This window comes from Catellatospora chokoriensis, from assembly GCF_011297315.1.
GTDB lineage: Bacteria > Actinomycetota > Actinomycetes > Mycobacteriales > Micromonosporaceae > Catellatospora > Catellatospora citrea.
Genome location: NZ_JAAOTI010000001.1, coordinates 295,880 through 316,730 on the forward strand (window position 1 = coordinate 295,880; position 20,851 = coordinate 316,730).

Genomic DNA, 20,851 nt, shown 5'->3' on the forward strand with positions numbered 1-20,851 from the left:
GCCGCACGGCCGGTCGGCATCGGACCACCACGGGGAACACGTCATGCCGCGCAGGTCAGCGGCGTGTGGCGTTAAGAAGGGCACCTTCCTCTACGCAGAGCGATGTGAAGGTGCCCTTCCTTCAGGTGGTGGCTCGGACGGTGAGGTGGAGGACGTCTTCGATGGGGACGGGGGTGGGGCGGTCGCCGGCGAGGCGGGCGACGGCGGCGCGGGCCAGGTGGCGGGCGGTCGCGGCGGGGGCCACGGTGACGGTGGTGAGGGGTGGGGCGCTGTAGGCGGACAGGGGGATGCCGTCGACGCCGATGAGGGCCATGCGGGTGGGCACGGGCACGGCGAGTTCGCGCAGGCCGTGCAGGATCGCCAGGGCCACCTCGTCGTTGTACGCGCAGATCGCGGTGACCTGGGGTGCGGCGGCGAGCAGGGTGCGTACGGCGGGGACGACGGCGGACGGGTCGTCGGGCACGGTGAAGGTCACCGGCATCGGCAGGTCGCGCTCGGCGCAGGACTGGCGTACGCCGTCGTGGCGGGGGTCGGCGAAGACGGACAGGCGCGGGTCGGCGGGCAGCGCGTACGCGAGCCGGGTGTGTCCCGCCGCGACGAGGTGCTCGACCTGCATCCGGCCCTGCCTGCGCAGCAGTGCGGAGGTGGCGAGCCCGTCGGACGCGGTGCCGGCCGGTACGACGCGGATGCCCGTCCGCCGCAGGGCGGCGTTGTCGGCGTCGCGCAGCGGGAACAGGCTGAGCACGGCACGCACCGACAGCATCGCGGCCAGGCGCGGCAGCCGGGGCGCGGACGGCACATCGAAGTGGACGACCAGGGTCAGGCCCTGCGCGGCCAGCGAACGGGTGACCGCGTCGACGAATCGTGAGGTCAGCTCCCCGGACGGCGCATCGGGCATGGCGAGCAGCACGATGTCGCTCTGCCCGTTGGCCAGCGTCCGTCCGGCCAGTGACGGGGCGTAGCCCAGGCGCGCGGCGGCGGCGAGCACCCGTTCCCGGGTCGGCTGGGCGATGCGCTCGCCCGGCGCGTCGTTGAGCACGTAACTCACCGTCGCCCGGGACACCCCGGCTTCTCGGGCCACGTCGGCGCTGGTCGGGCGGCGACCGGTCATCGCCGCCGGGCCCGGGCGAGCCGGCGCAGGCCGCGCAGCCAGCGCCCGTTGACCAGGTCGAGCAGCCCTTCCTGGAGCGGGCGGCCGACCTTGCCGCGACTCATCATCGACAGCAGGCGCAGTGGTGACTCGTCCAGCATCGCGCCGATGAGCAGCGCCATCGGGCTCTTCGGGTCCTTGACGAGGCCGCGGGCCTGCCGGCGGGCGGAGGCCTGCAGCAGCCGGGTCACCGGTGAGCTGCGCATGTCGTGGAGGGGGGTGTTCAGCGTGAACGCGCCGGGCGAGTCCGCGGTGTTGTCGGGCAGCGGGCGGCCGAGGACGGCGACGAAGCGGTCCCGGTCCCACTGCCGTCCGGCGGCGGGCACCGGGTAGGCCGGGGCGGCCACGCCGTCGCCGGTCACCTCGACCGTGGTGGTGGCGCGGATGTCACGGGACGACGCGCCGACGCGGATCTCATACCGGCCGCCGGTGACGGCCCAGCGTGCGCCGGTGACGTCATACCAGGCGAAGGCGCGCCGGTCGAGGCTGATCGTGACGGCGCGCGACTCCCCCGGTGCGAGGCGCACCTTGGCGAAGCCCTGGAGTTCCTGGTCGGGGCGCGCCCCGGTGGCGGCCGGGTGGTGCACGTACACCTGGACCACTTCGCTGCCGGTGCGCTCGCCGGTGTTGGTGACGGTGACGGTGACCTCGACCGGGCCGGTGCCGGTCGCGGTGACGTCCGCGAAGGCGAATGACGTGTAGCTCAGCCCGTGTCCGAACGGGAACAGCACGTCGGCGCCCGCAGTGTCGTAGTAGCGGTAGCCGACGTAGACGCTCTCCCGGTATTCGGCCTGCCGCGGGCCGTTGGCCAGGGCGTGCACCGGGTTGTCGGCCCAGCGGTGCGGGAACGTCTCGGCCAGCCGCCCGCCCGGTTCGCACCGACCGAACAGCACGTCGGCGACGGCGCTGCCGCCGGCCTGCCCGCCGAGGTAGGCCTCGACGATCGCGGGCACGTCGGCGTGCCAGGGCATCTCCACGGGCGCGCCGTTGTGGAGCACCACAACGGTCCGCGGGTTGGCCGCGGCGACAGCGGCGACGAGCGCATCATGGCTCGCGGGCAGGCGCAGGTGGGTGCGGTCGAGGCCCTCGGTCTCGTAGCTCTCGGTGAGGCCGACGTACAGCAGCACGGTGTCGGCGGCCCGTGCCGCCTCGACCGCCTCGGCGAGCAGCGCGTCGTCGGTCTCGTCGGAGTCGCGCCGGTAGCCGGCGGCGTAGGTCACCTCGGCCAGTTCGGACAGCCGGGCGTACGCGTCGTCGAGGCGGTGCGGGTTGATGTGCGAGCTGCCCGCGCCCTGGAAGCGGGGCTGCTGGGCGAACGTGCCGATGACCGCGATCCGCCCGCCGGACGCCAGCGGCAGCAGCCCGCCGCCGTTCTTGAGCAGCACCGTGCCCTCGGCGGCGACCCGCCCGGCCAGCGCGTGGTGGGCGTCGCGGTCGTAGGTGTGCCCGCCCACGCGGGCCTGCGCGGTGCGCCCGATCAGCGTGAGGAAACGGCCGACGGTCCGGTCGAGCACGTCGACGGGCAGCAGCCCGCTGTCGACCGCGTCGACGATGTGCTGGTCATGGTGGCCGCCGAAGCCGGGCATCTCCAGGTCGAGCCCGGCGGCCAGGCCGTCGACCCGTTCGTTGACCGCACCCCAGTCGGAGACCACGATGCCGTCGAAGCCCCACTGCTCGCGCAGCACCCGGGTCAGCAGCCACCCGTGCTCGGCGGCGTAGACGCCGTTGAGCCGGTTGTAGGCGCACATCACCGTCCACGGCGCGCCACCGGCGATCGCGGCCTCGAACGCGGCGAGGTACACCTCGCGCAGTGCCCGCTCGTCGACCAGCGCGTCGACGCTGAACCGGCGGTGCTCCTGGTTGTTGGCAGCGAAGTGCTTGAGCGAGGCGCCCACGCCCTGGCTCTGCACGCCGCGGATCCAGGCCGCGCCCATCCGCCCCGCCAGCAGCGGGTCCTCGCTGAAGTACTCGAAGTTGCGCCCGCACAGCGGGGTGCGCTTGATGTTGACGCCGGGGCCGAGCAGCACGCTGACGCCCTCGGCCCGGGCCTGCTCGCCCAGCGCCCGGCCGACCTGCTCGATCAGCGCCGGGTCCCAGGTCGAGGCCATGCCCGCCGAGGTCGGGAAGCAGGTGGCGGGCACGCTGGCGCCCAGCTGCACCTGCTCGGTGCTGAGCTCCTTGCGCAGCCCGTGCGGGCCGTCGGCGACGAGGATCTCGGGGACGCCGAGCCGGGGCACGCCGTACAGGGACCAGAAGTCGCGCCCGGCGCACAGCGCCGCCTTCTCCGCGAGGGTCATCGACGCCACGAGCTGATCGGTATCCGCCGTCGCCGTCATGCGCGCTCCCCATCTCGTGGTCACCGGCCAACGGTGATGGTTACGCGCGTAACCACCGCCGTCAAGGCCGCGACGTGTCGGAGAAAGTTGACACGTCGGGATTCTCCGACGTATTGTCACCGACCGTGACCACTGACGTGTTCAGCGCATTGGCCAATCCGGTACGCCGACAGCTGCTCGACTCGCTGCGGGAGAGCCCGCGCGCGGCCGGCGAGCTCGCCGGGCAGTTCTCGCTCAGCCGGCCCGCGGTCTCGGAGCACCTGCAGGTGCTGCGCGGCGCGGGCCTGGTGCGCGAGGAGCCGCGCGGCCGCCACCGGTACTACCACCTGCAAGCGCAGCCCCTGGCCGAGGTCGGGCAGTGGCTGCATCCCTACGAACACTTCTGGCGCGAGCGGCTCAAGTCGCTGCGCGACGTACTCGACGAGGAATTCTCTTGACCGAACCAGGTGTCATCCGCTGCGACCAGTTCCTCAGCCACCCGCCCGCGCGGGTGTGGCAGGCACTGACCGATCCCGAGCTGCACGCGAAGTGGTGGGCCGCGGGCGACGTGCGGCCCGTGGTCGGCCACCGCTTCACCCTCGACATGGGCAGCTGGGGGGAGCAGCCCTGCGAGGTGCTGGCGGTCGAGCCCGAGAAGCTGCTGAGCTACAGCTTCGCCACCGGCTCGCTGGACAACATCATCACCTTCCGCCTGGAGCCCGAGGGCACCGGCACCCGGCTGTTCTTCGAGCAGGCGGGCCTGGACCTCGACTCCCCGCTGGGCCGCACCGCCTTCGAGGGCATGTCCCGCGGCTGGCCCGGCCTCCTCCGCCGCATCGAATCCGTCCTCGCGACCTGACGCCCACCCCCCTTTTGCCGCAACTCTTAAAGAGGCGCGCCTTCGGCACAACCGGCAGGCCACGACTCTTTAAGAGTTGCGGCAAAAGGGCGGGCCGTCAGACCTCCAGGTGCTCCGGGCCGTGTCCCAGCACCAGGAGATCCACGTCGGACTCCACCGTCGCGGTGCCCCGCGCGCGGCTGCCGACCAGCACGACCGGCTCACCGAGCAGCCGCCCGCGCCCGGTCAGCCCGGCAACGACGTGCTGGCAGAAATCCATCACGTCCGGCATTCCCGCACTCCGGTCCCATGGCCATAGACACTCGTCTGACCTGGCATGATGCCCGACATGACCACCCCTGTCACGCCTGTTCCCGTCCGCCTCGCGCCCGTCGACGCCGTCAATTGGCGCGCCGTCACCGCGCTCACCGTCGCCGAGTCGCAGTCGGACTGGGTCGCCGCGCCCGCCTACTACCTGGCGTTGTGCCACTACGGCGAGGCGGGCTGGCAGCCGCTGGCGGTGCTCGACGCCGAGGGCGACGTCGTCGGTTTCCTCATGTGGACCGTCGACCCCGCCGACGGGGCGGCCTGGCTCGGCGGGATCATCATCGACGCCGCCCGGCAGGGCCGGGGCTACGGCCGGGCCGCGGTGCGCGCCGCGCTCGGACTGCTGTCCACCGAGCACGGGATCAGCAGCTTCGCGCTGTCGTACGAGCCGGCCAACACCGCCGCCCGGCGCTGCTACGCGGGCCTCGGCTTCACCGAGACCGGCGAGACCGAGGACACCGAGGTCGTGGCGAGGCTGCACATCACCGGTTGAGGGGACGGCGCACCTGCGCACCGGGTGCTAACGTGCCCGGCCATGGCGCACTCGATGCCCGCTCCGCCCGCCGTCGCCGACGCCGAACTCGACGCGTGGTGCCTGCGCTGGCTCGCTTCCGGCGTCTCCGAGACCCTGTTCACCGCCACTCACCTGTCGACCGTCGTCGGCGTGCGGCTCAAGGACGACCGCGAGGTGGTCGTGAAGGTGCGCCCGGCCGCGGCTCGGCTGGCCGTGTGCACCGCCGTGCAGCAGGCGCTCTGGCATGCGGGATTCCCCTGCCCTCGCCCGCTGCTGGGCCCGGTCCCGTTCGGCGGTTACGCGGCACACGCCGAGGTCCTCGTGCCTGGCGGCGAGGTGCTCGCGGTCGGCGGCGACGCGGTCGAGCGCTACGCCACGCTGCTCGCCGACCTGATCCGGCGGGCGCCGAGGCCGCAGGTGGCGGGCGTGCTCGCGCCGCATCCGCCGTGGACGGCCTGGGACCACGAGCACGCCGGTGTCTGGCCGCCGCCCGACGACCGCGACGCCGACCTCAACGCCCAGCCCGGCAGCGTATGGCTGGACGACGTCGCCCGCCGGGTGCGGCAGCGCCTGCGCGACCTGCCGGCCGGGCCCACGGTCGTCGGGCACGGCGACTGGTGTGCACAGAATCTGCGCTGGCGCGACGGACAGCCGTGGGCGGTGCACGACTGGGACAGCGTGATCAGCGCGCCAGAGCCGGTGATCGTGGGGCTGGCCGCCGCGGTCTGGCCTGCGGGCGCGGTGCACCGCGCCGCCACGGTGGACGAATCCGCTGCCTTCGTCGAGGCATACCAGCACGCGGCCGGTCTCCGGTGGAGCGCCGAACAGGTGCAGGCGAGCTGGGCAGCGGGACTGTGGGTCGATGCCTTCGATGCGAAGAAGCTCGCGCTGGGCGACCGCCAGTGGCTGTCACCCGACGACGCCGAGGAGAGACTGCGCCGCGCGGGTGCCTGAGCCGCGCCGGAGCAGCCGGGCCGGCCGCGCGAATGGCACGGCCATGCCCGCCCGGCATCGGATCAGCGGCGGCTTCACCCGGCCCGGACGGCGAGGCCGCGGTGCCGACGCCTCCACCGCAGCGGCGCTGACGCGCCTCGGCCGGTCAGCGCAGGTAGGGGTCGAGTAGTTTGCGGGCGCCGAGGGCCAGCAGCTCGTCGGCGGCCTGCCGACCGAGCAGGGGCGCGACCGTGCGGTCGCCCGCTACGACGGTCGACAGCATGCGGTCGCCCTCCGGGGCGTAGACGGCGGCGCGCAGCGTCACCGTGTCCCGCTCGACGCTCGCGTGCCCGCTGACGGCGCTGTTGCAGCCGGCCCCGAACCGGTGCAGCAGCGCCCGCTCGGCCAGGCTCGCATCCCGGCTGTCCGGCTCGTCCAATGCCATGACGAGGGTGTACGCCTGCCCGGACGTCCGCGTGGTGACCACGATCGTGCCCGCGCCGACGGCCGGGCCCATCAGTTCGGCGTCCAGCAGCTGGGTGATGCGGTGCGCCTGACCGATGCGGTGCAGCCCGCACGCGGCGACCACGATGGCGTCGACGTCGCCGGAGTCCAGGCGCGCGATGCGGCTGTCCACGTTGCCGCGGATCGGCTTGACCCGCAGGTCGGGGCGGGCCCGCTGGAGCTGCGCCTGGCGGCGTACCGCACTGGTGCCGACGACCGCGTCGCGGGCGAGCTGGTCGAGCCGCAGGCCGTCGCGGCTGATCAGCGCGTCGCGGGGGTCGTCGCGCGGCAGGTGGGCCGCGATGCAGATCCCTTCGGGCAGCGCGACGTCGCCGGGGATGTCCTTGAGGCAGTGCACCGCCAGGTCGATGTCACCGGCCTGCAGCAGGGCGTCGATCTCGCTGGTGAACGCGCCCTTGCCGCCCGCCGTGGCGAGGCTGCCGGTCCAGCGGTCGCCGTGGGTGGACACGGGCACGATCCGCACCGCGAGGCCCGCGTGCGCGGACTCCAGCTCGCGGGCGACGTGGCGGGCCTGCGCCAGGGCCATGGTGCTGCCCCGGGTGCCGAGGCGGACGGTCGTCGTCACCTGAGGAACCCTACGGCCAGCCGACATGAACAGGCCGTGAAGCGATCCAGGCGTGTCGTGCGGAAGGTTTTCTCCGTCGTTAACGGTGGCATTGACGTACTTCGCCGACCGTGATCTGATCTCGCGAACCGTTCTCACATTCCACTTCGGAGAGGAAGCTCAGTGCTGAGACTTCGCAAGGCGATGGCGGGCGCCGCCGCCGTCGCGCTCGGCTGGGCCGCGTTCGCGGTAGCCGCCGCCCCCGCCACGGCCGCCCTGCCCACGGCGGCCGTCGCCATCGGTGACAGCTTCATCAGCGGCGAAGGCGCGGGCGCGTACACCACCGTCGTCGACGTCAACGGGGTCGCCCAGGGCTTCCCCGGCTGGTCGGCGGCGAACGCCAACGCCTACTTCTGCCACCGTTCGGCCAACGCGTCGCTGAACAAGGCCGCGCTGTCGGGCATCTCCGCCCGGTTCAACCTGGCCTGCTCGGGCGGCCAGCCGTACGACATCGCCGCCGCCTCGAACACCCGCACCAGCGGCCGGCAGGTCGCCGCGCAGCTCGACCAGCTGCGGGCCGTGGCGCAGACCCACGACATCGACCTGGTGCTCGTCGGCCTCGGCTCCAACAACAGCTCGTTCACCTTCGGCGACGTGGCGACGCTGTGCGCCAACCGCTTCATCGCCGACGCGTGGACCGGCTGGTGGGAATTCTGGGCCTATATCAACGGCCCGGTGCCGCAGGAGCCGTGCACCGACGCCGACCTGGCCAGCGCGGCCGAGGTCGCCGCGGCCACCACGGAGACCACCAACGCGCTCCGCCAGCTGATCACCACTTTGGACCAGATCGACGCCGACGGCCAGCACCGCATCGTGTTCCAGGACTACACCAACCCACTGCCGACGGACGTGTACTCCTCGTTCATCGAGCAGGACGGCCGGGAGGACGACCGGGACAAGTTCCGCGACCTGGGCGCCGAGCGGTACGCGGCCGGCTGCCCGATCCACCGCGCGAGCCTCGCCCCCGGCCACCGCTTCTCGGCCAACCTCGGCGTCGTGGTGCGCAACTCCCACGCCAACCTGACCGCCGAGTTCCCCGGCGCGGACCTGGTCTACCTCAACGTGCAGCGCGCCTTCGACGGCGCCCGGCTCTGCGAGAACGCGAACAGCCCGACCGGCGCGCTGGCCACCCCGGTGCGGGTGATGGACGGCCCCACCGGCACGCACATCACCAGCCTGTCCGGATACGACAAGATCGCCATCCAGCGCATGGCCAACGCCTGCGTGACCTACTTCCAGACCTGCCAGGAGTCCTGGCACCCGAACGCCGCCGGCCACGCCGTCCTCGGCCAGTGCCTGTCCGCTGCCGCCACCACCGCCAACCGCACCATCGCCTGCATCCGCAACCCCAACGGCACCCTCACGTTCCAGTGACGAAGGAAGGGCACCTTCCCATCGCCATACGTAGCGGAAGGTGCCCTTCCTGACATCAGTGGGCCGTTGACCTGCTACGCCGGGAACAGCCAGCGCATCGCGGCGTGGCACCGGCCGACGTAGCCGTCCCGGCCCGTCTCGACGCCGTAGGCGAGATCCTCGAAGACGCTGCACCGGGCGTAGAAGACCGCGCGTTCGGCGAGCGCCGCGATGTCGGCGGCGTCCCTGCGGCACCGGCCCAGGGCGGCCCGCAGCGCGTCCGGTCCCAGGTCCCGGTACACCAGCCCGAAGTCGTACGCCGGATCCACCAGCGCGGCGTCGCTCCAGTCGATGACACCGGTCACCGTCCACCCGGCCGGGTCGACGAGCACGTGCTCGATGCCCAGGTCGTTGTGGGAGAACACGAGACCCCGGCCCGCGTCCGGCGGCGGCGAGTCCAGGAACGCCGCCACCGCGCGGCGGTGCGCCACCGGCACGTGCCCGGCGACCGACCGGTAATACTCCGCGGCCTCCCCGAGCCACTCGGCCGACGGCTGGTCATCGACATCCACCAGGCCGGCCCACCGCTCGACCGGCGTGGTCTGCAGGGCGTCGAGCAGCCCGCCCAGCACCGCCGCGATCGACGTGCCGTGCGCCGACCACTGCTGCCGGGGCAGCTCCGCCAGCGGCACACCGGGAAGTCTGGCGTACCCGAGGCAGCCCTGCTCCGGGGCCGTGAACACCGGTTCGGGCACCGGCACCGGGCAGACCTCGGCGACGGCGGCAAGCAGCCGCGCTTCTCGCTCGACCAGCGCGGCCCGCACCACGGGGTCGGGCTCGCGGCTGAACCGCACGACCAGCTCGCCGTCGACCTCGTACGCCACGTTGTCCAGGCCCGAGCCGAGCTCGACCACCGAACGGATCCGGTGGCCAGGCAGGTGAGCGGCGATGACGTCGCGGACGTCGGCGGTGGGGTGGCGACCGGACACGCCCTCACCCTACCGAGCGCATCGACCGCGACGGGACCGCTACGGCGCGGCCGTGAGCGCGGTGCGCAGGTCGCCGACGGCCGCCAGCGCGTCCGCCGGGTCGCCGGTGTCCTCCCACAGCTCACGCCACTCCGAGTCGTCGCCGACGACCCGGTCCAGGGCCCGCACCGCGAGCGCCGCGACGTCCTCGGGGACCACCAGCGACCCCCCTTCGAGCAGGAAGTCCGGCGCATACGGCGAGGTCAGCGGCTCCGCGCCGGGCCGCTGCGACACGATGACCGCCGCCGCCGCGACGGCCCGCACCCCGAGCCGGTCGTCGAGGTATCCGGCATGGTCGGCCGCGGCGGCGAGGGTCTGCCGGACCATGCCGAGCCGCTCGGCCGGATCGGCCTCGTCCAGGTCGCCGCACCAGTCGGCGGCGCCGTCGTTGTCGAATGGACCCGAGTCCCATGTGCCCACCAGTGCCTCCTCCGCAGGGCGCAGCGGGACGGTACCGGCCGCATGCGACAAAGCGTGTCCGGCCTGTTCGGCCACGCGGGTGCGGCCACGGCCGGGACACTCGACAGATGGCACGTGATCAGGCGACCGAGGTGACCGAGTTCCGCGACGTCCGGGTGTTCGACGGGGTGGGCCCGACGCTGTCCCCGCCCACGACGGTCACCGTCACCGGCAGCCTCATCACCCGGGTCGGCGCGCGGGCCGAGGCCGGCGCCACCCCGGCCCGCACGGGCGACGACCCGGCGGGCGGGACCATCGAACCGAGCGGCGCAGCGGACCGCCCACCCGGCGGGCAGCGAGCCGTCACGATCGTCGACGGCGGCGGACGGGTCCTGATGCCAGGCCTGATCGACGCGCACTGGCACGCCATGATGGCCGCCGTGTCGCTGCCGGTGCTCGCCACCGCCGACCCGGGCTACCTCCAACTGATCGCCGGCCGGGAGGCGGAACGGACCCTGCTGCGCGGGTTCACCACGGTGCGCGACGCGGGCGGCCCGGTGTTCGCGCTCAAACGGGCCATCGACGAGGGGATCGTCACCGGCCCGCGCATCTACCCGAGCGGCGCGTTCATCAGCCAGACCGCCGGGCACGGCGACTTCCGGTCACTGCTGGAGGTGCCCCGCGAGCCCGGTGCGCCGCTGACCATGGTGGAACGCACCGGCACCGCGGCCATCGCCGACGGCGTCGACGCGGTGCTGCGGGCGACGCGCGAGCAGCTGATGCGCGGCGCGAGCCAGATCAAGGTGATGGCCGGCGGCGGCGTCGCGTCGCCGTACGACCCGATCGACGTCACCCAGTACACGTTCGCGGAGCTGGCGGCCGCGGTGGAGGCGGCCGGGCACTGGGGCACGTACGTGATGGTGCACGCGTACACCCCGGCGTCGGTGCAGCAGGCAGTCCGGGCCGGGGTGCGCTGCGTCGAGCACGGGCACCTGCTCGACGACGAGACCGCCGCGCTGATGGCCGAGCGGGGCGTGTGGTGGTCGATGCAGCCGTTCCTCGACGACAGCGACGCCATCCCGATCCCCGATCCGGCCGGGCGGGCCAAGCAGCTCGCGGTCACCGACGGCACCGAGACCGCATACCGGCTGGCCCGCGAGCACGGGGTGCGGCTGGCCTGGGGCACCGACACCCTCTTCGACGCCGGGCTGGCCACCCGCCAGGGCGCGCAGCTGGCGAAACTGGGCCGCTGGTTCTCCCCCGCCGAGGTGCTGCGCATGGCGACGTCGGAGAACGCGGCACTGCTGGCCATGTCCGGGCCGCGCGACCCCTATCCGGCCCCGCTGGGCGTGGTGCGGGCGGGCGCGTACGCGGATCTGCTGCTCGTCGACGGCGACCCACTGGCCGACCTGGCCGTGCTCGCCGACCCCGGCAACCTCCGGGTGATCATGAAGGACGGCGTGCCGGTCCGGAACACCCTGCCCTGACCGCCAACGCGCCGTCCATGCCTACCTGCCCATCCGGACCGCCGAGGCCGTGCCGACCGCGGCCGGGTGCCAGGATCCGTAGTCTGGGCCCATGGCCGTCGACGAGATCCACCACCCGGGCACGGCGATGTCCCCGCCGCGTCGGCGCGGCCCCCGGCGCATCCCGGTCTTCCTCGTCCTGCCCGCCGGGCTGGGGCTGGCGTTCCTCGTGCTGCCGCTGGTCGCGCTGCTGCTGCGGACCCCGTGGCGGGAGCTGCCACAGCATCTGGCCGAGCCCGCGATCCTCGCCGCGCTACGGCTGTCGCTGCTCACCGCCTCGCTGGCCACCGTCTGCTGCATCCTGCTCGGCGTGCCCCTGGCCTGGCTGCTGGCCCGGGTCGAGTTCCCCGGGCGGCGGCTGGCCCGCGCGCTGATCACCGTGCCGCTGGTGCTGCCGCCCGTCGTCGGCGGCGTGGCCCTGCTGCTGCTGTTCGGCCGCCGCGGCCTGATCGGGTCGTGGCTCGACGAGACGTTCGGCTTCACGCTGCCGTTCACCACCGCCGGCGTCGTCGTCGCCGAGGCGTTCGTGGCGATGCCGTTCCTCGTCATCGCGGTGGAGGGCGCGCTGCGCGGCGCGGACACCCGCTACGAGGAGGCCGCCGCGACGCTGGGGGCCGGCCGCTGGACCACCTTCCGCCGGGTCACCCTGCCCCTGGTCGCGCCCGGCATCGCCGCGGGCGCGGTGCTCTGCTGGGCGCGGGCGCTGGGCGAGTTCGGCGCGACGATCACCTTCGCCGGCAACTTCCCCGGGCGTACGCAGACCATGCCCCTCGCCGTGTACCTGGCCCTGGAGACGGACCTGGAAGCGGCGATCGTGCTCAGCCTCATCCTGCTCGTGGTCTCGGTCACCATCCTGGCAAGCCTGCGCGACCGCTGGATCAGCAGCCCCTGACCGGCACAGTCGCCGCCGCCACATGATCGGCGAACACGATTCCGTACTAGGCTGGCCCGTATGCAGATCGCGGCACGGGACCTGGTGTTCGACCTCCACGCGGGCGGCCCGGCGGACGGGCCGGTGGCCCTGCTGCTGCACGGCTTCCCGCAGCACGCAGGCGAGTGGGAGCTGGTCGCCGACCGCCTGCACGACGCCGGTGTCCGCACCTACGCGTTCGACCAGCGCGGCTACTCCCCCGGCGCCCGCCCCACCGCCGTCGCCGACTACGCCATGGGCGAGTGCGTCGCCGACGCGCTCGCGGTGCTCGACGCGCTGGGCGTGGCGCGGGCCCACGTGGTCGGCCACGACTGGGGCGCCGTGGTCGCCTGGCACCTGGCCGCCGCGCACGCCGACCGGGTGCGCACCCTCACCGCCGTCTCCGTACCGCATCCGGTGGCCTTCGCCAAGACCATCGCCACCGACCCCGACCAGCAGCAGCGCTCGGCCTACATCGGACTGTTCCAGCAGGAGGGCAAGGCCGAGGACCTGCTGTTGGAGCACGACGGCCGGCGGCTGCGGGAGATCTTCACCGGTGTGCCCGCCGAGCGGGTCGAGCGCTTCGTCGCCCCGATGCTGGATCGCGCCCGGCTCACCGGCGGCCTGAACTGGTACCGCGCGCTGACGCTGGGCTCGGGCTTCACCCCGGCCGGCCGGGTCGCGGTGCCGACCACGTTCCTGTGGAGCGACGGCGACTGGGCGATCGGGCCGAAGGCGGCCGAGAGCTGCGCCGACTACGTCTCCGGCGACTACCGTTTCGTCACCCTGCCCGGGGTCAGCCACTGGATCCCGGACGAGGCGCCCGACGCCACGGCCCGCGAGATCCTGGCCCGCATCGCCACGCAAGCCTGACCGGAGGTCCCCGTGTTCGTGAAGATCTGCGGACTGTCCACTGCCGAGACAGTCGCCGCCGCCGTCGACGCGGGCGCGGACGCGGTCGGCTTCGTGCTGACCCGAAGCCCGCGCCAGGTGACCCCGGACACCGCGCGCCGCCTGGCCGCGGCGGTCCCGCCGCACGTGCTCACCGTCGCGGTCGTCGCCGGGGTGGACGTCGCGACCGTCCGGGAGCTGGTCCGCGACACCGGCCTGCGGGCGCTGCAGCTGCACGGCGACTACTCCCGGGCCGACTTCGCCGCCGTCGCCGACCTCGGCCTGACCCTGGTCCGGGCGGCCAGCTACCAAGCCCCGGACCTGCGCATCGGCGCGTACGGCGAGGACCTGCTGCTGGTCGACGCGCCCGAGCCGGGCTCGGGCGGGGCATGGGACTACGCGCTGCTGCGCGAGCGTGGCCTGGGCGAGGGCTGGATCCTCGCGGGCGGGCTGAGCGTCGACACGGTCGCCGACGCGATCGCGCAGTCCGGGGCGGGCGGCGTGGACGTGTCCAGCGGCGTCGAGTCGGCCCGCGGCGTCAAGAGCGAGGATCTGATCAGGGAGTTCGTCGCTGCCGTACGCAAAGCGGGCTGATCGGCCGGACCCGGAGGTTGCCCGCCGTGACCATGATGGTCGGTGACCCCCGGCGCGTTGCGGCCGCCGGCGGCGCGAGCATCCGGTCGACGGGATGAGGTGAGGTCAGGTGGCACTCGGCCCGGACGAGGAAAGCCGGCTGGCGGAGCTGGCCGAGCGCACCCGCGCGGAGGACCCGCACTTCGCGCTCGGCCTCGGCGCCGGCGAACCCCGCCCGCCTGCCGAATACCGCAAGCGGCGCCGGTCCGGGCTGCGGATCGCGCTGAGCCTCACCGGGTTCGCGCTGGCCGTGTTCCTGTTCGCGACGGGTGCTCCGGGCGGCGGCTTCCTCGCCGCGCTGGGCGCGGTGCTGGCGCTGGCCGCGGTCGGCGACGGCTTCGCCGACCCGACCGACTGACGTGCCGCCGGGGTCCTGATCACGGCCGTGGGCGTCGGTCCTGTCGGAGTGCACGGACTGTCGGCAGGCCAGGATCACCCGCCGACAGATAAAATCCAGGGTCGCCGCAACGTCCGCCGGCACCGCGACAGCAGTCGCCGCATGTGGCGGCCGTGGCCGCGCGTGACCCAGAGCAAAGGATCGTGTTCTCCTTGTTGCCGCAAGCCAGTCGCCTTAAGAACGTCCGGTACGACATCCGCGGTCCGGTCCTACGCAGGGCGCAGGAACTCGAGTCCGCCGGGCATCGCATCCTGAAACTGAATCTGGGCAACCCGGCACCGTGGGGCCTGAACACCCCCGAGCCGATCGTGCGGGACATGATGCAGAACATCGACGCCGCGCAGGGCTACAGCGATGCCCGCGGGATCCACTCCGCCCGCCTCGCGGTCGCCCAGTACTACCAGGAGCGGGGGGTCCGCGATGTCGGGCCCGATGACGTGTTCCTTGGCAACGGCGTCTCCGAGCTCATCGTCATGTCGATGCAGGCGCTGCTCAATCCGGGTGATGAGGTGCTGATCCCGTCTCCGGACTACCCGCTGTGGACCGGTGCGGTGAACCTCTGCGGTGGACGTGCCATGCATTACCGCTGCGAGGAGTCCGCGGGCTGGGCACCCGACCTCGAGCATCTCGCATCACTGATCACCGACCGCACGCGCGCCCTGGTGATCATCAACCCGAACAACCCGACAGGTGCCGTCTACTCCGAGGAAACCCTACTCGGGCTGCTGGACATCGCGCGTCGGCACCAGTTGCTCGTGCTGTGTGACGAGATCTATGAAAAGATCATCTATGACGGCGCGGTGCATCACCACGCCGCGGTACTTGCACCCGACCTGCTGATCCTGACGATGGGCGGCCTGTCGAAGACCTACCGAGCGGCCGGCTTCCGCTCCGGATGGCTCGTCGTCACCGGTCCGGCCGTCGGCGCCGAAGAGTATCTGGAAGGCCTGCAGCTGCTGGCCAACATGCGCCTGTGCCCCAACGTGCCGGCGCAGTTCGCCATCCAGACGGCACTGGGCGGCTACCAGAGCATCACTTCTCTCGTCCGTCCCGGCGGGCGCCTGCACGATCAGCGCGAGAGCGCCTGGAGCAAACTCACCGACATCCCAGGGGTGGAGTGCACGAAGCCCGATGGAGCCCTCTATCTGTTCGCGCGGCTGGACCCCGCGGTGCACAAGATCAGAGATGATCAGCAGCTGGTCATCGATCTGCTGAATCAACAGCACCTGCTGCTCTCACACGGCACCGGATTCAACTTCCCGACTCCCGACCACCTGCGCCTGGTGTTCCTCGCGCCGACCGACGTGATGGACGACGCGATCGGGCGGTTGGGCCGGTTCCTGGAAACCTACCGCCAATGACACCCGCCAGAGACTAGCCCGCCGCGCGGTACGCCTGGCCGGCCGCGGTCGGGCTGTCGCCGTCGCGGTAGAGCGCGGTGCCCTGGTGGCCCTCGGTCGGCCAGGGCAGCGCGAACCACGCGTAACGTTCCACGTAGGACAGGCCCTGCATCAGCTTCGTCGAGCCGGTGACGAACGCGGCCTGCTGCGCGTCGCTCGGGTACACCGCCCCGTTCGCCCCCCACTTGATCAGCGCGTACTCGGTGACCCAGATCGGCATGCGGTAGCGCTGGTACACCGCCTGCAGGTAGTTCTTCAGGTGCCCGACCGCGGCCGCGGAGAAGTCCGCCCCGTACCAGTGCAGGGTGATGAAGTCGACCCGGTAGCCCCGCGCCTTGGCCCCGCTGAGGAACCGGTCCAGCCAGCCACCCGCCTTGTCCGCGCCGACGGCGACTGCCGGGCTGCCCAGCCGCAGGCCGGTCGCCTGCAGCCGCGGCCACAGCTCCAGGGCGCGTTCGACGGTCATGTTGGCCTGGCTGGCGAAGTCGGGCTCGTTGAAGCCCAGCAGCACGTGGCCCGACTTCTTCGCCCGCGCCAGCTCGGCGTCGGTCACCGACTTCTCGCCCCAGATCATCGGCACGAAGGCGGCGCTGGTGCCCGCGTCCTTGCTCGGACCCGCGGACCAGTTGTAGTACCAGCTCGCCCGCACGTCGGTCAGCGCCGCCTTCAGCCCGCCGAAGTTCCAGACGCTGACGCCCTTCTTGGCCGACGTCTTCGCCGGGCCGCCGGGCTGAGCCTGCGGACTCGTCGACGCCTTGGTACTCGGCGACGCCGAAGGCCGCGGGGTGGCGGACGCGCTCGCCGACGGCCCCGCCGACGCGGCACCGGACCCCGCCGGATCCGGCGCGCCCTCCGTCACCGCCGCAGGCTCCCCCGGACCGGCCGCCGCGCTCGGCTGTTCGCCGCTCCACAGCCGCACCGCCGCGTAGGAGCCTCCGATCAGGACCGCCACCGCCAGCGCCACCGCCAGCCACCGCTTGCGGTGGTCGCGCCGAACGTGCCTGCCGGGTTGCCGCTGCGAGGTCTCGTCCACGAGCGGACACCCTAGCCGCCGTGGATGAACGCGGCGAGGCAGGGCACTGACTGCCGTGGACGAACAGCCCCCGGGCCGTCGACCGGGCGCAGCAAGCAGCCGGTGCCGCGGGACACGAGCCCTACGGCGTCCTAGGCTGCTGGGTCGACGCCGACGTTACCGTCGCACCGCCACCGCCACGGCGGCAAAGCCGTGGCCGTGGCTTGCCGACACCGGGTGTGCCGCCGCCGAAACGACGCGGATCTCCCGAGTCCGCCTCGGCGCAAACGGCGGCCCCGCCTCGGAATGCCTCTCCAGCGCATTTGCTCTGCACCCATTTGCTTGCTCTGCACCCACATACGCAACGGGGCGAGCACGTGGACTGTTGCGCCGGTGGGTGCAGAGCAAGGCTTTGGGTGCAGAGCAAATGCGCTTGGCGGGTATGTATTCGGGCGGTGACCGAGAATCACCGGCATGGCATCACGCCGTGACGCGGGCCGCCCAGTCGATGCGGTGGTCGAACTGCCAGGCCATCTTCTCCGGCTTGGCCAGCAGCTTCATCGCCGTGGGCAGCAGCGCGTCGCGCAGCACCCGGGCCACCGGGCCCGCGGCCTTGTCGCTGTTGGTGCGGGCCGCCGCCGCGATGATGCGCTCGACCCGCTCCCGGCGCAGCCGCTCATAAGCCATGAACGCCTGCTCGGCGGGCAGGTCGCGCAGGCATCGGGCGAGCTGCACCGCGCTCTCCGCGGCCATCGAGGCGCCCTGGCCCGACGACGGCGATGTGGCGTGTGCGGCGTCGCCGACCAACACCATCCGGCCACGGTGCCAGTGCGGCACGCGCGGGATGTCCTCCATGCCGCCGATCGCGACGAACTCGGACTCGTCGGACGCCCGCAGGATGTCGAGCACCGGCATCCGGTCGTCGGCGAACGCCTCGACGAGCTGCCGCATCCAATCCTGCGGGCTGGTCCGGTTGGCCTGCGACCAGGACATCGGCTGCGGGTGCGGCAGGTTGGCGAACCAGCCGCAGCGCCCGTCGTCGAACACCTGGTAGCCGAAGAACGCGCGCTTGCCGAACATCATGTACATCGCGTCGCCGGTGCTCGGCAGGCCGGTGCCGGTCGACCAGCCGCCGAAGCCGAGCAGGCCGGTGTAGCGGGGCTGGGGCGCGGACGGGTCGATGACCGTACGCACCGTGGAGCGGATGCCGTCCGCGCCGATCAGGACGTCGGCCTCGGCGGCGGTGCCGTCCGCGAAGTGGGCGCGCACGCCCGAGGGTGCCGTCGGCGAGCCCAGGTGCTCGGCGGAGACCAGGCGTTTGCCGTGCTCGACGGCGATGCCGCGGCGGGCGGCTTCGCCGTACAGCGCCCGGTAGAGGTCGGGGCGCATCACGAACCGCTGCGGTTCCATGCCGCTCGGCCCGCCGAACTCGGCCAGCCGCTTGCCGGTCCAACTGTGGATCACGATGCTGGACATGGGCAGGCCGATCGCGCGCACCACCTCGTCCGCGCCGATTACCTTAAGCGCAGCCAAGCCGTTGGGGGCGATGCTCAGTCCCCCGCCGACGTTCTCGGCGGTGCTGCCGTACGCCTCGTACAGGCGTGCTTCGATGCCCGCCTGTTGCAGGGCCATCGCGGCCACCGGGCCGGCGATGCCGCCGCCCACGACCAGTGCGGTCTTCACCTTCGTCATGACTGTCTCTCCCCAGGGATAGCCGGCCGGTCGGTCGACCGGCTCGGGTTCGGATCGGTGCACACCGAACCGGCAGGGGGAACCCGGCTATCCTTTGGTTGCCACCTCTCGTGGCCGGGCCCCTGCGGTGCGGTGCGAGGGTTGAGGTCTCCGGTGGCGTGTTGGCGCACGCCGCCGGGGACCGTTTTCAGGGTTGCTGCGGGTGCAGGCCCCTCTCCATCAGCTCGGCGAGCTCCGGTGACACGACCCCGGTCTCGCTGAAGACCTGCCAGTCCGCCAGGCCCGGGAACGTTCCCGAGGTCAGCTCGCCGAGCAGCCCGCGCACGAAGCCGACCTCGGCCTCGGCGACGGCCAGCTCGTACTCCTCCTCAACGAGGAACAGCCGCGGGACCTCGCGGGCGGCCTCGGCCAGGGCCGCGCGCCGTGCGGCGAGCCCTTTCTCCAGCGCGGTGAGCCGCTGCGCGAGCAGGCCGGCCGACTCGGCGGGCGACAGCACCGCCATGACCGACAGCGCGGCCGTGAACCGGGACTGCTCCTGCTCGGGCGTGGCCAGCAGCTCGCGCACCCAGTCGGTCAGCTCGGCCCGGCCCGCGGCGGTGATGCCGTAGACGGTCCGCTCCGGGCGGCCGCCCTGGCGCGTGCTCTCGGTGGCCTCGATCAGGCCGTGCTTCTCCAGGTTCTGCACGACCGTGTAGAGCGAACCCCACTTGATCTTCATGTTCTGGTCCTTGCCGTACTCACGCAGGACCGAGGCCATCTGGTACGGGTGCATGGGCCGCTGGACGAGCGCGGACAGCACGGCCAACGCCATCAGATTGCCGACCTTGCGCCGCTTCGCCACGCCCGTCGCCACCCTTCGTCTTGATTACTCGTTTCCGAGTATACGCACCCGAGCAAGGGCCGCGCCACCTCTCGCCGACCGCTAACCTGCCGCGTATGCGACTGCTGATCCTCGGCGGCACCCGTTTCCTCGGCCGAGCGCTCGCCACCGACGCCGTCGGCCGCGGCTGGCAGGTCACCGCGTTCCACCGGGGAGTGTCGGGCGCCCCGCCGGCCGGCGTGACGGCCGTGCACGGCGACCGGACGCAGCCGGGCGACCTCGCGCCGCTCGCCGACCGCGCCTGGGACGCGGTCATCGACACCTGGGACGGCCCGCCACAGGTCGTCGCCCGCAGTTCCGCCGTCCTGGAACCCGCCTGCGGCCGGTACGTCCACGTGTCGAGCCGGTCGGTCTACCGGGATCTGTCCACCCAAGGACTCACCGAGCTGTCCCCGCTGGTGTCCGCCGACGTCGACAGCTTCGGCGCGTACAAGGCGGCCGCCGAGCACGTGGTCCGGGCGACGTACGGCGACCGGGCTCTGATCGCCCGGCCCGGCCTGGTGCTCGGCCCGCACGAGCAGCCCGAACGGCTCGTCTGGTGGCTGCGGCGGCTCGCCCGCAGCGGCGAGGTCCCCGTCCCCGGACCGCCCGAACTGGGGCTTCAGTGCATCGACGTCCGAGATCTCGCCTGCTGGCTGCTCGACGCGGCACACGCGAACCTCGGCGGGGCCTACAACGTGGTCAGCCGGCCGGGTCACACCACGATGGGGGCGCTGCTGTCGGCGTGCGCCGAGGCAAGCGGCTCGCGTGCCCGGCTGCGCTGGGTGCCGCCCGCCGCGGTCCTGGCGGCCGGCGTGCGCCCCTGGTCGGACCTGCCGATCTGGGTGCCGCAGGACAGCGACGTACGCGGACTGCACGAGACCGACGCCGAGCGCGCACACGCGACCGGGCTGCGCTGCCGCCCTGTCGAGCAGACCGTCGCCGACACCTGGGCCTGGCTGACCACCACCGCGGGACCGCTGGCGGCCGAGGGCCTCGGCCCTCGGCTTGAGGCGATGATGTGAGGATGCGGCCTACCGAGCCCCCCGAAGATCCCATGACGCCATCGGTCGACCAGGATCGCGTCGCGAAGGCGACTGCGGCAGGAAAGTATCGCCGGACACCGCTCGAACGCGCCGATCAGCAAGTCTCCTGGGAACGGTCGGACCAGGCATTCTTCGCGGCCGGAGCCTGCCACATCCTGGCCTGGGTCTGCCGGGAGTCACACCCTGACAAATCGATCGAGCTCACCGGCCTACGCCTCGCCGCCGAGCCGCAGGTCTTCCACGTCTACGCGACCTGGAACGACTGGGCGTTCGACCACTCCGGGTGGAACCCCGAGTCGCAGCTGTTCACGGTCAATCAAGACTTCGAGGGCCGCCCACTCGATCGTGTCAGGATCACGGCCGACCTCGCCGCCTTCTGCGCGGAGCACCACTCCCGCATGCCCCACCAGTACTGGCAAGACCCGCTGCCGCGCGCCCACGGGTATCTGCGCCGATACTCACCGCCGTGGGAATCCGGCTACCGACGAACATGATTCGC

22 protein-coding genes are annotated in these 20,851 nt (G+C 72.7%); 13 read left to right on the forward strand and 9 right to left on the reverse strand.

Features of this window, described 5'->3' with window-relative positions:
• Nucleotides 1-121 precede the first annotated feature (121 nt).
• Together HAV39_RS01315 and HAV39_RS01320 are read right to left on the reverse strand one after the other, a co-directional pair.
• Nucleotides 122-1,111 carry a LacI family DNA-binding transcriptional regulator gene (locus HAV39_RS01315; protein ID WP_191837286.1) on the reverse strand — a complete coding sequence of 330 codons (990 nt, stop codon included), beginning with the start codon at nucleotides 1,109-1,111 and terminating at the stop codon, nucleotides 122-124.
• Nucleotides 1,108-3,486, reverse strand: coding sequence for a glycoside hydrolase family 3 C-terminal domain-containing protein (locus HAV39_RS01320; RefSeq protein ID WP_191837287.1), 2,379 nt, complete (start codon nucleotides 3,484-3,486; stop codon nucleotides 1,108-1,110). The genes HAV39_RS01315 and HAV39_RS01320 overlap by 4 nt, the downstream gene beginning before the upstream one ends.
• A gap of 125 nt (nucleotides 3,487-3,611) precedes the next feature.
• On the opposite strand from HAV39_RS01320, the gene HAV39_RS01325 reads away from it, so the two are divergent.
• Together HAV39_RS01325 and HAV39_RS01330 are read left to right on the forward strand one after the other, a co-directional pair.
• Nucleotides 3,612-3,923: a metalloregulator ArsR/SmtB family transcription factor gene (locus HAV39_RS01325; RefSeq protein ID WP_191837288.1), complete on the forward strand. Its 312-nt coding sequence runs from the start codon at nucleotides 3,612-3,614 to the stop codon at nucleotides 3,921-3,923.
• Nucleotides 3,920-4,324: an SRPBCC family protein gene (locus tag HAV39_RS01330; protein WP_191837289.1), complete on the forward strand. Its 405-nt coding sequence runs from the start codon at nucleotides 3,920-3,922 to the stop codon at nucleotides 4,322-4,324. The genes HAV39_RS01325 and HAV39_RS01330 overlap by 4 nt, the downstream gene beginning before the upstream one ends.
• A gap of 97 nt (nucleotides 4,325-4,421) precedes the next feature.
• On the opposite strand, the gene HAV39_RS01335 is transcribed toward HAV39_RS01330, so the two are convergent.
• The gene (locus tag HAV39_RS01335; RefSeq protein ID WP_191837290.1) at nucleotides 4,422-4,595 is read right to left on the reverse strand and encodes a nucleotidyltransferase domain-containing protein; all 174 of its coding nucleotides are present in this window, start codon (nucleotides 4,593-4,595) and stop codon (nucleotides 4,422-4,424) included.
• Nucleotides 4,596-4,652: 57 nt separating this feature from the next.
• On the opposite strand from HAV39_RS01335, the gene HAV39_RS01340 reads away from it, so the two are divergent.
• On the forward strand, nucleotides 4,653-5,123 hold the full coding sequence (locus tag HAV39_RS01340; RefSeq protein ID WP_191837291.1) for a GNAT family N-acetyltransferase: 471 nt from the start codon (nucleotides 4,653-4,655) through the stop codon (nucleotides 5,121-5,123).
• A 42-nt stretch (nucleotides 5,124-5,165) separates the two neighbouring features.
• On the forward strand, nucleotides 5,166-6,098 hold the full coding sequence (locus tag HAV39_RS01345) for an aminoglycoside phosphotransferase/kinase family protein (protein ID WP_191837292.1): 933 nt from the start codon (nucleotides 5,166-5,168) through the stop codon (nucleotides 6,096-6,098).
• 145 nt (nucleotides 6,099-6,243) lie between these two features.
• Here HAV39_RS01345 and hemC read toward each other — a convergent pair whose 3' ends face one another.
• Nucleotides 6,244-7,167: a hydroxymethylbilane synthase gene (hemC, locus tag HAV39_RS01350; RefSeq protein WP_203736475.1), complete on the reverse strand. Its 924-nt coding sequence runs from the start codon at nucleotides 7,165-7,167 to the stop codon at nucleotides 6,244-6,246.
• Between the two features lie 183 nt (nucleotides 7,168-7,350).
• Between hemC and HAV39_RS01355 the strand changes: the two genes are divergently transcribed.
• Complete coding sequence (locus tag HAV39_RS01355) at nucleotides 7,351-8,580, forward strand: SGNH/GDSL hydrolase family protein (protein ID WP_191837531.1); 1,230 nt, start codon at nucleotides 7,351-7,353, stop codon at nucleotides 8,578-8,580.
• A 74-nt stretch (nucleotides 8,581-8,654) separates the two neighbouring features.
• On the opposite strand, the gene HAV39_RS01360 is transcribed toward HAV39_RS01355, so the two are convergent.
• Together HAV39_RS01360 and HAV39_RS01365 are read right to left on the reverse strand one after the other, a co-directional pair.
• Nucleotides 8,655-9,548: a phosphotransferase family protein gene (locus HAV39_RS01360; RefSeq protein ID WP_191837294.1), complete on the reverse strand. Its 894-nt coding sequence runs from the start codon at nucleotides 9,546-9,548 to the stop codon at nucleotides 8,655-8,657.
• A 39-nt stretch (nucleotides 9,549-9,587) separates the two neighbouring features.
• Complete coding sequence (locus HAV39_RS01365) at nucleotides 9,588-10,007, reverse strand: DUF4259 domain-containing protein (protein WP_191837295.1); 420 nt, start codon at nucleotides 10,005-10,007, stop codon at nucleotides 9,588-9,590.
• A 107-nt stretch (nucleotides 10,008-10,114) separates the two neighbouring features.
• Between HAV39_RS01365 and HAV39_RS01370 the strand changes: the two genes are divergently transcribed.
• The 6 genes from HAV39_RS01370 (at nucleotide 10,115) to HAV39_RS01395 (ending at nucleotide 15,704) form a co-directional block, all read left to right on the forward strand.
• Nucleotides 10,115-11,473: a metal-dependent hydrolase family protein gene (locus HAV39_RS01370; protein WP_191837296.1), complete on the forward strand. Its 1,359-nt coding sequence runs from the start codon at nucleotides 10,115-10,117 to the stop codon at nucleotides 11,471-11,473.
• A 127-nt stretch (nucleotides 11,474-11,600) separates the two neighbouring features.
• The gene (locus HAV39_RS01375; protein WP_191837532.1) at nucleotides 11,601-12,404 is read left to right on the forward strand and encodes an ABC transporter permease; all 804 of its coding nucleotides are present in this window, start codon (nucleotides 11,601-11,603) and stop codon (nucleotides 12,402-12,404) included.
• Between the two features lie 60 nt (nucleotides 12,405-12,464).
• Nucleotides 12,465-13,295: an alpha/beta fold hydrolase gene (locus HAV39_RS01380; protein ID WP_191837297.1), complete on the forward strand. Its 831-nt coding sequence runs from the start codon at nucleotides 12,465-12,467 to the stop codon at nucleotides 13,293-13,295.
• A 12-nt stretch (nucleotides 13,296-13,307) separates the two neighbouring features.
• Nucleotides 13,308-13,907, forward strand: coding sequence for a phosphoribosylanthranilate isomerase (locus tag HAV39_RS01385; RefSeq protein ID WP_191837298.1), 600 nt, complete (start codon nucleotides 13,308-13,310; stop codon nucleotides 13,905-13,907).
• A 109-nt stretch (nucleotides 13,908-14,016) separates the two neighbouring features.
• Nucleotides 14,017-14,304: a DUF3040 domain-containing protein gene (locus tag HAV39_RS01390; protein WP_191837299.1), complete on the forward strand. Its 288-nt coding sequence runs from the start codon at nucleotides 14,017-14,019 to the stop codon at nucleotides 14,302-14,304.
• Between the two features lie 152 nt (nucleotides 14,305-14,456).
• The gene (locus HAV39_RS01395; protein ID WP_239120807.1) at nucleotides 14,457-15,704 is read left to right on the forward strand and encodes a pyridoxal phosphate-dependent aminotransferase; all 1,248 of its coding nucleotides are present in this window, start codon (nucleotides 14,457-14,459) and stop codon (nucleotides 15,702-15,704) included.
• A 13-nt stretch (nucleotides 15,705-15,717) separates the two neighbouring features.
• On the opposite strand, the gene HAV39_RS01400 is transcribed toward HAV39_RS01395, so the two are convergent.
• The 3 genes from HAV39_RS01400 to HAV39_RS01410 all read right to left on the reverse strand — a co-directional run bounded on the left by HAV39_RS01400 (nucleotide 15,718) and on the right by HAV39_RS01410 (nucleotide 19,288).
• Nucleotides 15,718-16,776 carry a glycoside hydrolase family protein gene (locus HAV39_RS01400; protein ID WP_239120806.1) on the reverse strand — a complete coding sequence of 353 codons (1,059 nt, stop codon included), beginning with the start codon at nucleotides 16,774-16,776 and terminating at the stop codon, nucleotides 15,718-15,720.
• Between the two features lie 459 nt (nucleotides 16,777-17,235).
• Nucleotides 17,236-18,447 carry an FAD-dependent monooxygenase gene (locus HAV39_RS01405; RefSeq protein ID WP_191837300.1) on the reverse strand — a complete coding sequence of 404 codons (1,212 nt, stop codon included), beginning with the start codon at nucleotides 18,445-18,447 and terminating at the stop codon, nucleotides 17,236-17,238.
• A gap of 187 nt (nucleotides 18,448-18,634) precedes the next feature.
• Complete coding sequence (locus HAV39_RS01410; RefSeq protein WP_191837301.1) at nucleotides 18,635-19,288, reverse strand: PadR family transcriptional regulator; 654 nt, start codon at nucleotides 19,286-19,288, stop codon at nucleotides 18,635-18,637.
• 95 nt (nucleotides 19,289-19,383) lie between these two features.
• Between HAV39_RS01410 and HAV39_RS01415 the strand changes: the two genes are divergently transcribed.
• Both HAV39_RS01415 and HAV39_RS01420 read left to right on the forward strand, forming a co-directional pair.
• Nucleotides 19,384-20,331: an NAD-dependent epimerase/dehydratase family protein gene (locus HAV39_RS01415; protein WP_191837302.1), complete on the forward strand. Its 948-nt coding sequence runs from the start codon at nucleotides 19,384-19,386 to the stop codon at nucleotides 20,329-20,331.
• A 32-nt stretch (nucleotides 20,332-20,363) separates the two neighbouring features.
• Nucleotides 20,364-20,846, forward strand: coding sequence for a hypothetical protein (locus HAV39_RS01420; RefSeq protein WP_191837303.1), 483 nt, complete (start codon nucleotides 20,364-20,366; stop codon nucleotides 20,844-20,846).
• Nucleotides 20,847-20,851 lie beyond the last annotated feature (5 nt).